Raw genomic sequence first — 13152 nt, 5'->3', positions numbered from 1 at the left:
TCAGACCTCTTCGACGCTGCTCGGCTCGCGCCGGGACAGGTCGATTCCGAGCTCCTCCGCCGCGCGGAAGACGTCCTCGTCCGTGTCGCGCATCTCGATGGACATGCCGTCCGAGGACAGCACCTCCACGTTGAGGCAGAGCGACTGCATTTCCTTGATGAGCACCTTGAAGGACTCGGGAATGCCCGGCTCGGGGATGTTCTCGCCCTTGACGATGGCCTCGTAGACCTTCACGCGGCCCAGGACGTCGTCGGACTTGATGGTGAGGAGTTCCTGCAGCGCGTAGGCCGCGCCGTACGCCTCAAGGGCCCACACCTCCATCTCGCCGAAGCGCTGACCACCGAACTGCGCCTTACCGCCCAGCGGCTGCTGGGTGATCATCGAGTACGGGCCGGTGGAACGGGCGTGCAGCTTGTCGTCCACCAGGTGGTGCAGCTTGAGGATGTACATGTAGCCGATCGAGATCGGGTCCGGGAACGGCTCGCCGGAGCGGCCGTCGAAGAGCCGGGCCTTACCCGAGGGCAGCACCATGCGCTGGCCGTCGCGGTTCGGGATCGTGGCCTCGAAGAGACCGGCGATCTCGTCCTCGCGGGCACCGTCGAAGACCGGGGTGGCGACGTTGGTGCCGGGCTCCACGCGGTCGGCGCCGATCGCCGTGAGGCGACGCGCCCACTCCTCGCTGAGACCGGAGACGTCCCAACCCTGGGCTGCGAGCCAGCCGAGGTGGATCTCCAGGACCTGTCCCGGGTTCATTCGGGACGGGACACCCAGAGGGTTGAGGATGATGTCGACCGCGGTGCCGTCCTCCAGGAACGGCATGTCCTCGATCGGCAGGATCTTGGAGATGACGCCCTTGTTGCCGTGACGGCCGGCGAGCTTGTCACCGTCGGTGATCTTGCGCTTCTGTGCCACGTAGACGCGGACCAGCTGGTTCACGCCCGGCGGCAGCTCGTCGCCCTCCTCGCGGTCGAAGACGCGCACGCCGATGACCTTGCCGGTCTCGCCGTGCGGCACCTTCAGCGAGGTGTCGCGGACCTCACGGGCCTTCTCGCCGAAGATCGCGCGCAGCAGGCGCTCCTCCGGGGTCAGCTCGGTCTCGCCCTTCGGGGTGACCTTGCCGACCAGGATGTCGCCGGCGACGACCTCGGCGCCGATGCGGATGATGCCGCGCTCGTCGAGGTCTGCCAGGACCTCCTCGGAGACGTTCGGGATGTCCCGGGTGATCTCCTCGGGGCCGAGCTTGGTGTCACGGGCGTCGACCTCGTGCTCCTCGATGTGGATCGAGGAGAGGACGTCGTCCTGCACCAGACGCTGGCTGAGGATGATCGCGTCCTCGTAGTTGTGGCCCTCCCACGGCATGAACGCCACCAGGAGGTTCTTGCCGAGCGCCATCTCACCGCGCTCGGTGGACGGGCCGTCGGCGAGCACCTGGCCGGCGATCACCCGCGCGCCCTCGTCCACGACGACCTTCTGGTTGAAGGACGTGCCCTGGTTCGAGCGGGAGAACTTGGCCACCCGGTAGGTGTTGTAGGTGCCGTCGTCGTTGGCGACGGTGATGTAGTCCGCGGAGACCTCCTGGACCACACCGTCCTTGTCGGCCTTGATGACGTCACCGGCGTCGACCGCGCAGCGGTACTCCATGCCGGTGCCGACCAGCGGGGCCTGCGCCTTGAGCAGCGGCACGGCCTGGCGCATCATGTTCGATCCCATGAGCGCGCGGTTGGCGTCGTCGTGCTCGAGGAACGGGATCATGGCGGTCGCGACCGACACCATCTGGCGCGGCGAGACGTCCATGTAGTCCACGTCCTCACCGGGGACGTAGTCGATCTCACCACCACGGCGGCGCACCAGGACGCGGGACTCCGCGAAGTGGTCGTCGTCGGTCAGCGGCGCGTTCGCCTGCGCGATGACGAAGCGGTCCTCCTCGTCGGCCGTGAGGAAGTTGACCTCGTCGGTGACGACACCGTTCTCGTCGACCTTGCGGTACGGGGTCTCCACGAAACCGAACGCGTTGACCCGCCCGTAGGAGGCCAGCGAGCCGATCAGACCGATGTTCGGGCCTTCGGGGGTCTCGATCGGGCACATGCGTCCGTAGTGGGACGGGTGCACGTCACGGACCTCGAAGCCGGCCCGCTCACGGGACAGACCACCGGGGCCCAGCGCGGACAGACGGCGCTTGTGGGTCAGGCCCGACAGCGGGTTCGTCTGGTCCATGAACTGGGACAGCTGGCTGGTGCCGAAGAACTCCTTGATGGAGGCGACGACCGGCCGGATGTTGATCAGGGTCTGCGGCGTGATCGCCTCGACGTCCTGGGTGGTCATCCGCTCGCGGACGACGCGCTCCATACGGGCCAGACCCGTGCGGACCTGGTTCTGGATGAGCTCGCCGACGTTGCGCAGACGACGGTTGCCGAAGTGGTCGATGTCGTCGACCTCGACGACCACGGAGGAACCGTTGTCGCCGGTGGTCTCGGTCTCGCCCGCGTGCAGCTTGACCAGGTACTTGATCGCCGAGATGACGTCCTCGACGGTCAGCACACCGGCGTCCAGCGGCGCGTCGGCACCCAGCTTCTTGTTGATCTTGTAGCGGCCGACCTTGGCCAGGTCGTAGCGCTTGGGGTTGAAGTAGAGGTTCTCCAGCAGCGTCTGCGCGGCCTCACGGGTCGGCGGCTCGCCCGGACGCAGCTTGCGGTAGATGTCGAGCAGCGCGTCGTCCTGGCCCTGGGTGTGGTCCTTCTCCAGGGTGGCGCGCATCGACTCGTACTCGCCGAACTCCTCGAGGATCTGCTCGGTGGTCCAGCCGAGCGCCTTCAGGAGGACGGTGACGGACTGCTTGCGCTTGCGGTCGATGCGGACACCGACCATGTCGCGCTTGTCGATCTCCATCTCCAGCCAGGCACCACGCGAGGGGATGACCTTGGCGGAGTAGATGTCCTTGTCGGACGTCTTGTCGATCTGGCTGTCGAAGTAGACACCCGGCGAGCGCACCAGCTGGGACACCACGACACGCTCGGTGCCGTTGATGACGAAGGTGCCCTTGTTGGTCATGAGCGGGAAGTCGCCCATGAAGACCGTCTGGGACTTGATCTCGCCGGTCTCGTTGTTGGTGAACTCGGCCGTGACGAAGAGCGGGGCCGCGTACGTGAAGTCGCGCTCCTTGCACTCGTCGATCGAGTTCTTCGGAGGCTCGAAACGGTGGTCGCGGAAGGTCAGCGACATCGACCCGGAGAAGTCCTCGATCGGGGAGATCTCCTCGAAGATCTCCTCCAGACCGGACTTGGTGGGGACGTCCTGGCCACTGTCCAGGGCCGCCTCGACGCGAGCCTTCCAGGCGGCGTTGCCGAGAAGCCAGTCAAAGCTCTCGGTCTGCAGCGCGAGGAGGTTCGGGACCTCGAGGGGCTCCTTGATCTTCGCGAAAGAGATGCGCAGCGGGGCGGTGCTTGCGCCGTTGTTCGAATTGGCAGTCGAGGCGTTGCGCGAGGCGGCCAAGAGGGGGTCCTTCCGAGGGCTCGGACTCACTACGCGCGTACCGGTTCCGCCCCCGGGCGCAGACAAGGATGTCCTGGTCAGGACGGTTCCTCATGTGTGCTCAGGCTTGGGCTTGCCCCTGGTGACGGGCCAGGCGACAGCTAACAGGCAGCGCAAAGGGTCAGTGTAGCCACTTGGCACACTGATGTCCAGTGCAGAGTTTCGGAGACCGGTGCTGCACCAATCTCGTCCTCCGGAGGGGTCGGTGAGATCCCCTTGTTGTGAGCCGTCATGCCCTCTTTCACGCTTGCCACGCTAGGCATTCCCGCATCGCCTTCGTTCCATGCCTCGGTCCATGGCCGATGTGACGACGCGTCCTGAGAATCGCGCGCTGCGTGCGGTTCGTCAAGGCCTCCGCCCCGCGGAGATCGTCACAGCTCGACGAAGCCGACGGTCCCGGAACAGTGATGATCACCCTACCCGGGTCGGTCGCCGGACCGGGTGACGCACCACGCAAACGACCGAGGGCGGCCACCCGAAAGGGTGGCCGCCCCGCGGCTGATCAGCCCCTCGGAAGGGGCAGAGATCACTTGACCTCGACAGCCGCGCCCGCGGCCTTGAGGGACTCGGCAGCCTTCTCGGCGGCCTCCTTGTTGACCTTCTCCAGGACCGGCTTCGGGGTGCCGTCGACGAGGTCCTTGGCCTCCTTCAGACCCAGGGAGGTCAGCTCGCGCACGACCTTGATGACCTGGATCTTCTTGTCGCCGGCGCCGGTGAGGATGACGTCGAACTCGTCCTTCTCCTCGACGGCCTCGGCCGGAGCACCGGGGACACCGGCGGCGGCGACGGCGACCGGGGCGGCGGCGGTGACGTCGAACTTCTCCTCGAAGGCCTTCACGAACTCGGAGAGCTCGATGAGGGTCATCTCCTCGAACTGGGCGAGCAGGTCGTCCTGGCTGAGCTTCGCCATGATGGCGGTCCTTCCACTAATTCGGCTGGTGCCGGATGTACATGTCGGCGGGCGTACGGGCCCGCTAGAGCACGGGAGTGGTTACTCCGCGTCCTCGGCGGGAGCCGGCGTACCGGCACCGCCCTGCTCGGCCTTCGCGCGCAGCGCTTCCACGGTGCGAACGAGCTTCGACGGCAGGGCCTGGAAGACAGCAGCGGCCTGGCCCTGCTTGGCCTTCATGGCACCCGCCAGCTTGGCGAGCAGCACCTCGCGGGACTCGAGGTCCGCGAGCTTCTTGATCTCATCGGCGGACAGCGGCTTGCCGTCAAGCACACCGCCCTTGATGATGAGGTTCGGGTTCTCCTTGGCGAAGTCACGGAGACCCTTCGCCGACTCCACCGGGTCACCGGTGACGAAGGCGACCGCCGTCGGACCCGCGAACAGGTCGTCCAGAGCGGTGATCCCGGCCTCGTTGGCCGCGATCTTGGTCAGCGTGTTCTTCACCACGGCGTACTGGGCGTTCTCACCGAGCGAACGGCGCAGCGTCTTGAGCTGCGCCACGGTGAGACCGCGGTACTCGGTCAGCACGGCGGCGTTGGAGCTGCGGAACTTGTCCGTCAGCTCCGCGACCGAACCGGCCTTGTCGGGCCTCGCCATAGAGCCTCGGCCTCCTTCCGGGTGATTCGGACCGCGCGGGAAGGGGCCGGGCAAAAACAAACGCCCCGGCGCAGGCGCACGGGGCGTGACTCGACCGGGACCGCGAGAGCGATTCCGGGAGTACATCCACTGTCACCTGCGCGGGCCGTCCGCATCAGCGGATCCTTCGGCTGCCGCGCCCTCACGGGCGCGCCAACAACCAGCGGTCTTTGGCTTCCCCGAAAGAATACGTGAACGGGTCCTTGCCAGGCAAATCCGCTATCGGGGCAGGTCAGCCCGTGGAACCGGTGCCCCCGGACAGATCGGACGGCTTCATGTTCTTGATCATCTCGAAGAGGTCGAAGGTGTCCTTCGCCGGCGGTGCCTCGACTGTGGCGGCGGTCCCGAAGTCGGAGTAGGTCGCGGCGATGCGGACCGTGCCCTCGGTCATCTTCATTCCGATGGCCATCCGGACCGGGAAGTGGTCCTCGTTGACCCAGATCTCGGTGTCGTACCCCTTGATGCCCGCCTTCTCGGCGCCGGCGATCGCGGCCTTGCGGTCCTTCTCGGGGACCAGGTCGGCGGCCTTGTTGGCGGCGATCATCTCCGCGAAGGTGAGCGTGCCCTTGTAGTGCTCGGTCTGCGCGCCGCCGACCTTCTCCGCGCCGACGTGCTTGAGGTTCGGCGACTGGAGCAGCAGGGCGAGCTGCTCGGCCGGGTCCTGGTTCATGTTCTCCAGGCCGGCGGTCATCCGCTTCTGCATCTCCGCGTCGCCGCTCGCCTCGGCCGCCGCCTCGAAGTCCATCTTCATCCAGCGCTTGCCGCCCGTCTCGGCGGCCATGCTCGCGCCCATGTCCATGTACATGGCGTTGTCCAGCATCTTCATGCGCACCTGGGAGGGACCGCCCGGGTCGCCCTCGGTGAGCGCGGAGCCCGTGACGGTGACGTCCATGACCGCGGGGTCCCAGCCCTGCACACCGGAGATCTGCGTGGTGCCGCCGCCCTGCGTCCCGGCGGGCGCGGTGATGGTCATGCGGACCTTGGCGGACTTCGCCTCGGAGGTCGTCGTGAAGGCGGCCTTGACGGCCTTGGCGATCTCGCTCTGCGACAGCACCCGGGAGACCGGCGAGCCGTCGGCCTTCTTCCGCTTCTTCCCGCCCCCGTCACCGTCGTCGCAGCCCGCGGCACCGGCGACGACGGCCACCGCCGCCAGACAGACGCCCGCACGCTTCCATCCGGACATGCTCATGCTTTCCCACCCCATGCTGTTGGTGTGCTGTGAGTCCCCCGTGAAACCTGAGACACCGTAACCCAAGCCACCGACAGCGCCGTACGCGATAAAACCGGCCCCGCACCTCCGGGAGGAGGTGCGGGGCCGGTTCACATCACACGAGCCGCAGGGGCCCGACCCGGTCAGACGGCGGCCGGGTCCTCCTCGACGAGGAGGTTGCGGGTGCGGTTCGGGTCCACCGGGATGCCGGGGCCGATCGTGGTGCTGATGGCGGCCTTCTTGATGTAGCGGCCCTTGGCGGCGGACGGCTTCAGACGAAGGATCTCGTCCAGGGCGGCGCCGTAGTTCTCGACCAGCTGCTGCTCACCGAACGAGGTCTTGCCGATGATGAAGTGCAGGTTCGAGTGCTTGTCGACGCGGAACTCGATCTTGCCGCCCTTGATCTCCGTGACGGCCTTGGCCACGTCGGGGGTGACGGTGCCGGTCTTCGGGTTCGGCATCAGACCACGGGGGCCGAGGACGCGGCCGAGGCGGCCGACCTTGCCCATGAGGTCCGGGGTGGCGACGACGGCGTCGAAGTCCAGACGGCCCTTCGCGACCTCGTCGATCAGCTCGTCGGCACCGACGATGTCGGCGCCCGCGGCACGCGCGGCCTCGGCACGGTCACCGGTCGCGAAGACCAGGACCCGGGCGGTCTTACCGGTGCCGTGCGGAAGGTTCACGGTGCCACGGACCATCTGGTCGGCCTTGCGCGGGTCGACGCCCAGACGGAAGGCCACCTCGACGGTGCCGTCGAACTTGCTGGTGGAGGTGTCCTTGGCGAGACGGACGGCCTCGAGCGGCGCGTACAGACGCTCCCGGTCGATCTTGGCGTCCGCAGCGCGGAGAGACTTGCTGCGCTTGCTCACTACTGCTCCTGTGTGTCGTGAGGAGTCGTGGTGCGGGCCGAGCAGGCCCTACCACGGAACTGCCGGTGGTGTGGGTCAGCCCTCGACCGTGATGCCCATGGAACGAGCGGTGCCGGCGATGATCTTCTCCGCGGCGTCCAGGTCGTTCGCGTTGAGGTCGGGCAGCTTGGTCGTGGCGATCTCGCGGACCTGGTTGCGCGTAAGCTTCGCGACCTTGGTCTTGTGCGGCTCGCCGGAGCCCTTCTCCACGCCCGCAGCCTTGAGGATCATGCGGGAGGCCGGCGGGGTCTTGGTGATGAAGGTGAAGGAACGGTCCTCGTAGACCGTGATCTCCACCGGGATCACCCAGCCACGCTGCGACTCGGTGGCCGCGTTGTAGGCCTTGCAGAACTCCATGATGTTGACGCCGTGCTGACCCAGCGCCGGGCCCACCGGCGGGGCCGGGTTGGCCGCGCCGGCGTTGATCTGGAGCTTGATAAGCCCCGTGACCTTCTTCTTCTTGGGAGGCATGTGCTCTCTCCGGGTCCTAGTGAGAGTTTTCCTGCCTGCGAGCAGGCATACCGCACCACGATAGCGGGTATCGTGCCGAGCTCTGAAACCGGGCAGGTCAGAGAAGCTCTCGGTCGGCGCCGCCCGCCCTCGGCCGCCCCCGCCGATCCGCGCTTCCGCGGCCGGCCACGGCCCCGCGCACACGCTCCCCGGACGCGCTGGCGGGCCTGCCCGGGGCGGACGCCCGGACACCCGAAGGGGTGCCGCAGCGGCCCGCCGTGCCCGGCGAGGACCGCGTCATGGGCGCCCACCCGGCACGGGGCCGGAGGCACCGCCGACCGTCGCCGCACGCGGAAGAGCCCCCGCCCGGCGGGAAACCGCGGGCGGGGGCTCTTCCGGTGTTCGGGGTGCGCTAGTTCTTCTGGATCTGGTCGAAGCTGAGCTCGACCGGCGTCTCGCGGCCGAAGATCTCCACGAGGCCCTTGACCTTCTTCGAGTCCGGGTTGATCTCGTTGATCGTGGCCTGCAGCGTCGCGAACGGGCCGTCGGTGACCGTGACCGAGTCGCCCACCTCGAAGTCCAGCACCTGGACCTCGACCTTGCGCTTCGGCACGGCGCCGCCCTCGCCGCCCTCGGCGGTGGCTGCTGCCAGCTCCTCGACCTCCGGGGCCAGCATCTTGGTGACCTCGTCCAGCGTCAGCGGGTACGGGTCGTAGGCGTTGCCGACGAAGCCGGTGACGCCGGGGGTGTTGCGGACGACGCCCCAGGACTCGTTCGTCAGGTCCATGCGCACCAGCACGTAGCCGGGCAGCTTGTTCTGGCGGACGGTGCGGCGGTCGCCGTTCTTGATCTGGACGACCTCTTCCTGGGGCACTTCGGCCTGGTAGATGTAGTCCTCGACGTTCAGCGAGACGGCGCGCTGCTCCAGGTTGGACTTCACGCGGTTCTCGTAGCCGGCGTAGGTGTGGATGACGTACCACTCGCCGGGGAGCACGCGCAGCTCCTCGCGGAACGCGGCGACCGGGTCCACCGGGGCCTGCTCCTCCGCGGCTTCCTCACTCGTGGCCTCGTCCGCCCCGTCCGCCTCGTCCTCGTCGACGACCTGGACGGCAGCCTGCTCGGCGGGCTCGCCGGCGGCCTCGTCTGCAGCCTCCGCCTGGTCGATGTCGCCGTCGGCTGCCTCGACGATGTCGAGCGCGGTGTCGTCGCCCTCGACGGTCTCGTCGGCGTCGTACAGGTTCGGGTCAGACACGGTCGCTGCTTCTTCCTTCACGATGTGGAACAGGCGGTCGGGCGCCGCGGGCGCCCTCCGCGGGAGGAATCACCCGAAGACGTACGAGACGCCCTTGTTGAATCCCCAGTCAATCACGGTAACGAGCGCGATGATGACCACAACGAAGACAATCACCACGCTGGTGTAGGTGACCAGATCGTTGCGCGTGGGCCAGACGACCTTGCGGAGCTCCGCGACGATCTGGCGGTAGAAGAGCGCGAGGCGGGCGAGAGGGCCCTTCTTGCCGCGCTTGCCACCGCGGCGGGGCTTCTTCGAGCCGGCGTCGTCGGATTCACTGTCGGGACGACCACTTTCAGGCGTCGCGGTGGAGCCCAGGGCTTCCGTCACTCGTCCTCACCTGAATCCGGTTCGTTTGCCGAAACAATCCTCAAAGCGTCTGCCTGCTTGTAGCAGGGCCGGAGGGACTCGAACCCCCAACCGCTGGTTTTGGAGACCAGTGCTCTACCAATTGAGCTACGACCCTTTGAGTGCCCCCCAACGTACCGCATCCGAGCGGCTGCACGATGTGCGCAGCCAAGATCAGCTCGCGGGGGCCATCGACGGATGAGTGTACGTGTTCGCGGGCCGGGCGTCGAATGCGAAGCGTGTCCGGGCGCGGTTCGGCGAGGTTCCGCTCGGTTCTGCCCGGAACGTGAACTCGTGTGCTCCGGTGCCGCCGGGTCTGCGACGATGCAGACATGACCGCTGCAACTGAACGACGCGTGTCGGCCCGCATCGGGTCGATCTCCGAGTCCGCGACGCTCGCCGTGGACGCGAAGGCCAAGGCCCTCAAGGCCGCCGGGCGACCGGTCATCGGCTTCGGAGCCGGCGAGCCCGACTTCCCGACCCCCGACTACATCGTCGAGGCGGCCGTGGAGGCGTGCCGCAATCCGAAGTTCCACCGCTACACGCCGGCCGGCGGTCTGCCGGAGCTGAAGGCCGCGATCGCCGCCAAGACGCTGCGCGACTCCGGCTACGAGGTCGACGCCTCCCAGATCCTGGTCACCAACGGTGGCAAGCAGGCCATCTACGAGGCCTTCGCCGCGATCCTCGACCCGGGTGACGAGGTCATCGTCCCGGCGCCGTACTGGACGACCTACCCCGAGTCGATCCGGCTGGCCGGCGGTGTCCCGGTGGACGTGGTGGCCGACGAGACCACCGGCTACCGGGTCTCCGTCGAGCAGCTGGAGGCCGCCCGCACGGAGAAGACCAAGGTCGTGCTCTTCGTGTCGCCGTCCAACCCCACCGGCGCCGTCTACACCGAGGCCGAGACCGAGGCGATCGGCCGCTGGGCCGTCGAGCACGGCCTGTGGGTGCTGACCGACGAGATCTACGAGCACCTGGTCTACGGCGACGCCGCCGCGGTCTCGCTGCCGGCGCTCTTCCCCGAGCTGCGCGACAAGTGCGTCGTCGTCAACGGCGTCGCCAAGACCTACGCCATGACCGGCTGGCGCGTGGGGTGGATCATCGGCCCCAAGGACGTCGTGAAGGCCGCCACCAACCTGCAGTCGCACGCCACCTCGAACGTGAGCAACGTCGCGCAGGTCGCCGCCCTGGCTGCCGTCTCCGGCGATCTGGTGGCCGTGGCCGAGATGCGCAAGGCCTTCGACCGCCGCCGCCAGACCATCGTGCGGATGCTCAACGAGATCCCCGGTGTCGTCTGCCCCGAGCCCGAGGGCGCGTTCTACGCGTACCCGTCGGTCAAGGCGCTGCTCGGCAAGGAGATCCGCGGCAAGCGGCCGCAGAGCTCCGTGGAGCTGGCCGAGCTGATCCTGGAGGAGGCCGAGGTCGCCGTGGTCCCGGGCGAGGCCTTCGGCACCCCCGGCTACCTGCGTCTGTCGTACGCGCTCGGTGACGAGGACCTCGTCGAGGGCGTCTCCCGGCTCCAGAAGCTGCTGGGCGAGGCCAAGGCCTGAGCGCCTGTTCCGACCGCCCCGCGGGCCCCCTGACCGGCCGGTCAGGGGGCCCGCGTGTGTGTGCGGGCAAGCCCTCGTTCGGGGAAAGCGACCGAAAGCGGTACCGGCACCCCCCACCGGTGCGGCAGGATCTGTGGATGGCACGCGATGTATCCCTCCTCCCCAAGGCGCACCTCCACCTGCACTTCACCGGCTCGATGCGGCCCGCGACCCTGCTGGAGCTCGCCGACAAGTACGGGGTGCACCTCCCCGAGGCACTGACCTCGGGCGAGCCGCCCAGTCTGCGGGCGACCGACGAGCGCGGCTGGTTCCGCTTCCAGCGCCTGTACGACATCGCGCGTTCCGTGCTCCGCTCCCCCGACGACATCCGGCGTCTGGTGCGCGAGGCCGCCGAGGAGGACGCCCGCGACGGCTCGGGGTGGCTGGAGATACAGGTCGACCCCACCTCGTACGCGCCGCGCCTGGGCGGGCTGATCCCTGCGATGGAGATCATCCTGGACGCGGTGGAGACCGCCTCCCGGGACACGGGCGTGGGCATGGCCGTCCTGGTCGCCGCCAACCGCACCAAGCACCCGCTGGACGCCCGTACGCTGGCCCGCCTCGCGGTGCGCTACACCGACCAGGGGGTGGTCGGCTTCGGGCTCTCCAACGACGAGCGCCGGGGGCTGGCCCGGGACTTCGACCGCGCCTTCGCCATCGCCCGGGAGGGCGGGCTGCTGGCGGCGCCGCACGGCGGCGAGCTGGCGGGCGCGGGCAGCGTCCGGGACTGCCTGGACGACCTCCACGCGAGCCGGGTCGGGCACGGCGTGCGGGCGGCCGAGGACCCGCGGCTGATGGCCCGGCTCGCGGAGCGCGGCGTCACCTGCGAGGTGTGCCCGTCGTCCAATGTCGCCCTCGGCGTCTACGACCGTCCCGAGCAGGTTCCGCTGCGCACCCTCTTCGACGCCGGCGTGCCGATGGCGCTGGGCGCCGACGACCCGCTGCTGTTCGGCTCGCGGCTCGCCGCGCAGTACGAGCTGGCCCGGCGGGCGCACGGCTTCACCGACGAGGAGCTGGCCGAACTGGCCCGCCAGTCGGTGCGCGGTTCCGCGGCGCCGGAGGGCGTGCGGAACAAGCTCCTGGCGGGCATCGACGACTGGCTCGGCGACTGATCCCGGCCGGGACGGGCCTGGGCGGCCGCCGGCGGCTCAGAGGCTGCCGGCGGCTCAGAGGCTGCCGGCGGCTCAGAGGCTGACGCCGACCGTCACCGGCTCGTTGACCAGGGTGATCCCGAAGGCCGCGTGGACGCCGTCGACGACCTCGCGGGCCAGCGCGAGCAGATCGGCGGTCGTCGCCCCGCCCCGGTTGGTCAGGGCCAGGGTGTGCTTGGTGGAGATCCGGGCGGGGCCGGTGCCGTAGCCCTTGGTGAAGCCCGCCTTGTCGATCAGCCAGGCGGCGGAGGTCTTGATGTGGCCGTCGCCCGCGGGGTAGGCGGGGGGCGCGGTGTCCGGGCCGAGCCGGTCGTGGACGCGGGTCAGGAAGTCCGCGTATCCGGCCTCGGTGAGGATCGGGTTGGTGAAGAAGGAGCCCGCCGACCAGGTGTCGTGGTCCTCCGGGTCCGACACCATGCCCTTGCCCGAGCGCAGCTTCAGCACCGTCTCGCGGGCGGTGGCCAGGGGCACCCGGTCGCCCGTACCGACGCCGAGGGCGCGGGCCACCTCGGCGTACTTCAGGGGGCCGGACATGCCGTCGGCGTCCTCCAGGGCGAAGCGCACCCGCAGCACGACGTAGCGCGCGGGGTCCGCCTTGAAGCGGCTGTGCCGGTAGGAGAAGGCGCACGCGGCGTTGTCCAGGACGACCGTCTCGCCGGTGGTCCGGTCGTACGCGATCACCTCGGTGATCGTGCTGGCGACCTCCTGGCCGTACGCGCCCACGTTCTGGATGGGCGTGGCCCCGGCGGAGCCCGGGATGCCGGCCAGGCACTCGACGCCCGCCAGGCCCGCCTCCACCGTGCGGGCGACGGCGTCCGTCCACACCTCGCCCGCCGCGAGCTCCAGCTCGGTGCCGTTCAGCTCGAAGCCGCCGGTGGCGATGCGCAGCGCGGTGCCGGCGAAGCCCTCGTCGCCGATCACCAGGTTGCTGCCGCCGCCGATGACCAGCAGAGGCGTCCCGGCGGCGTCGGCCTCCCGGACGGCCTCGACGACCTCGGCGTCCGTGGTCGCCGTCACCAGGCGGGTGGCGGGACCGCCGAGGCGGAAGGTGGTCAGGGGCGCGAGCGGGGCGTCGTTGAGTACGTGCACGGC

Annotated in this window: 11 protein-coding genes and 1 tRNA gene; 2 read left to right on the top strand and 10 right to left on the bottom strand. The window is 69.0% G+C overall.

Going from position 1 to position 13152, the window contains the following annotated elements:
• The 9 genes from rpoB to CHF15_RS26700 form a co-directional block, all read right to left on the bottom strand.
• Positions 1-3489 carry a DNA-directed RNA polymerase subunit beta gene (gene rpoB, locus CHF15_RS26740; RefSeq protein ID WP_089226436.1) on the bottom strand — a complete coding sequence of 1163 codons (3489 nt, stop codon included), beginning with the start codon at positions 3487-3489 and terminating at the stop codon, positions 1-3.
• Positions 3490-4054: 565 nt separating this feature from the next.
• Complete coding sequence (gene rplL / locus CHF15_RS26735) at positions 4055-4438, bottom strand: 50S ribosomal protein L7/L12 (RefSeq protein WP_089226435.1); 384 nt, start codon at positions 4436-4438, stop codon at positions 4055-4057.
• Positions 4439-4519: 81 nt separating this feature from the next.
• Entirely contained in the window at positions 4520-5074 is a 555-nt protein-coding gene (gene rplJ / locus CHF15_RS26730; RefSeq protein WP_089226434.1) for a 50S ribosomal protein L10, read from the bottom strand.
• Between the two features lie 271 nt (positions 5075-5345).
• Complete coding sequence (locus CHF15_RS26725; RefSeq protein WP_089226433.1) at positions 5346-6296, bottom strand: hypothetical protein; 951 nt, start codon at positions 6294-6296, stop codon at positions 5346-5348.
• Between the two features lie 170 nt (positions 6297-6466).
• Entirely contained in the window at positions 6467-7192 is a 726-nt protein-coding gene (gene rplA / locus CHF15_RS26720) for a 50S ribosomal protein L1 (protein WP_089226432.1), read from the bottom strand.
• Between the two features lie 75 nt (positions 7193-7267).
• A complete protein-coding gene (rplK, locus tag CHF15_RS26715; RefSeq protein ID WP_018558856.1) occupies positions 7268-7702 on the bottom strand; it encodes a 50S ribosomal protein L11 in 435 nt (144 codons plus the stop codon).
• A 391-nt stretch (positions 7703-8093) separates the two neighbouring features.
• Positions 8094-8933, bottom strand: coding sequence for a transcription termination/antitermination protein NusG (gene nusG / locus CHF15_RS26710; protein ID WP_089226431.1), 840 nt, complete (start codon positions 8931-8933; stop codon positions 8094-8096).
• A 69-nt stretch (positions 8934-9002) separates the two neighbouring features.
• Positions 9003-9302, bottom strand: a complete 300-nt coding sequence (gene secE, locus CHF15_RS26705) for a preprotein translocase subunit SecE (protein WP_089226430.1) — start codon at positions 9300-9302, stop codon at positions 9003-9005.
• A 63-nt stretch (positions 9303-9365) separates the two neighbouring features.
• A tRNA-Trp gene (locus CHF15_RS26700) sits at positions 9366-9438 on the bottom strand.
• 214 nt (positions 9439-9652) lie between these two features.
• On the opposite strand from CHF15_RS26700, the gene CHF15_RS26695 reads away from it, so the two are divergent.
• Positions 9653-10870, top strand: coding sequence for a pyridoxal phosphate-dependent aminotransferase (locus CHF15_RS26695; RefSeq protein WP_089226429.1), 1218 nt, complete (start codon positions 9653-9655; stop codon positions 10868-10870).
• 137 nt (positions 10871-11007) lie between these two features.
• The gene (locus CHF15_RS26690; RefSeq protein WP_089226428.1) at positions 11008-12021 is read left to right on the top strand and encodes an adenosine deaminase; all 1014 of its coding nucleotides are present in this window, start codon (positions 11008-11010) and stop codon (positions 12019-12021) included.
• Between the two features lie 72 nt (positions 12022-12093).
• On the opposite strand, the gene CHF15_RS26685 is transcribed toward CHF15_RS26690, so the two are convergent.
• The gene (locus CHF15_RS26685) at positions 12094-13149 is read right to left on the bottom strand and encodes a UDP-N-acetylmuramate dehydrogenase (protein ID WP_089226427.1); all 1056 of its coding nucleotides are present in this window, start codon (positions 13147-13149) and stop codon (positions 12094-12096) included.
• Between the last annotated feature and the right edge of the window lie 3 nt (positions 13150-13152).

Source organism: Actinacidiphila glaucinigra, assembly GCF_900188405.1.
In the GTDB taxonomy this organism is placed as follows: Bacteria; Actinomycetota; Actinomycetes; order Streptomycetales; family Streptomycetaceae; genus Actinacidiphila; species Actinacidiphila glaucinigra.
Note: the sequence above shows the minus strand (reverse complement) of the source record. Positions and strands in the feature narration are given on the sequence as shown.

Excerpts from the sequence above, each read along its gene's own strand:
- rplL (WP_089226435.1), bottom strand. The coding sequence starts at position 4,438 with ATGGCGAAGCTCAGCCAGGACGACCTGCTCGCCCAGTTCGAGGAGATG.
- rplJ (WP_089226434.1), bottom strand. The coding sequence starts at position 5,074 with ATGGCGAGGCCCGACAAGGCCGGTTCGGTCGCGGAGCTGACGGACAAG.
- CHF15_RS26725 (WP_089226433.1), bottom strand. The coding sequence starts at position 6,296 with ATGTCCGGATGGAAGCGTGCGGGCGTCTGTCTGGCGGCGGTGGCCGTC.
- rplK (WP_018558856.1), bottom strand. The coding sequence starts at position 7,702 with ATGCCTCCCAAGAAGAAGAAGGTCACGGGGCTTATCAAGCTCCAGATC.
- CHF15_RS26695 (WP_089226429.1), top strand. The coding sequence starts at position 9,653 with ATGACCGCTGCAACTGAACGACGCGTGTCGGCCCGCATCGGGTCGATC.
- CHF15_RS26690 (WP_089226428.1), top strand. The coding sequence starts at position 11,008 with ATGGCACGCGATGTATCCCTCCTCCCCAAGGCGCACCTCCACCTGCAC.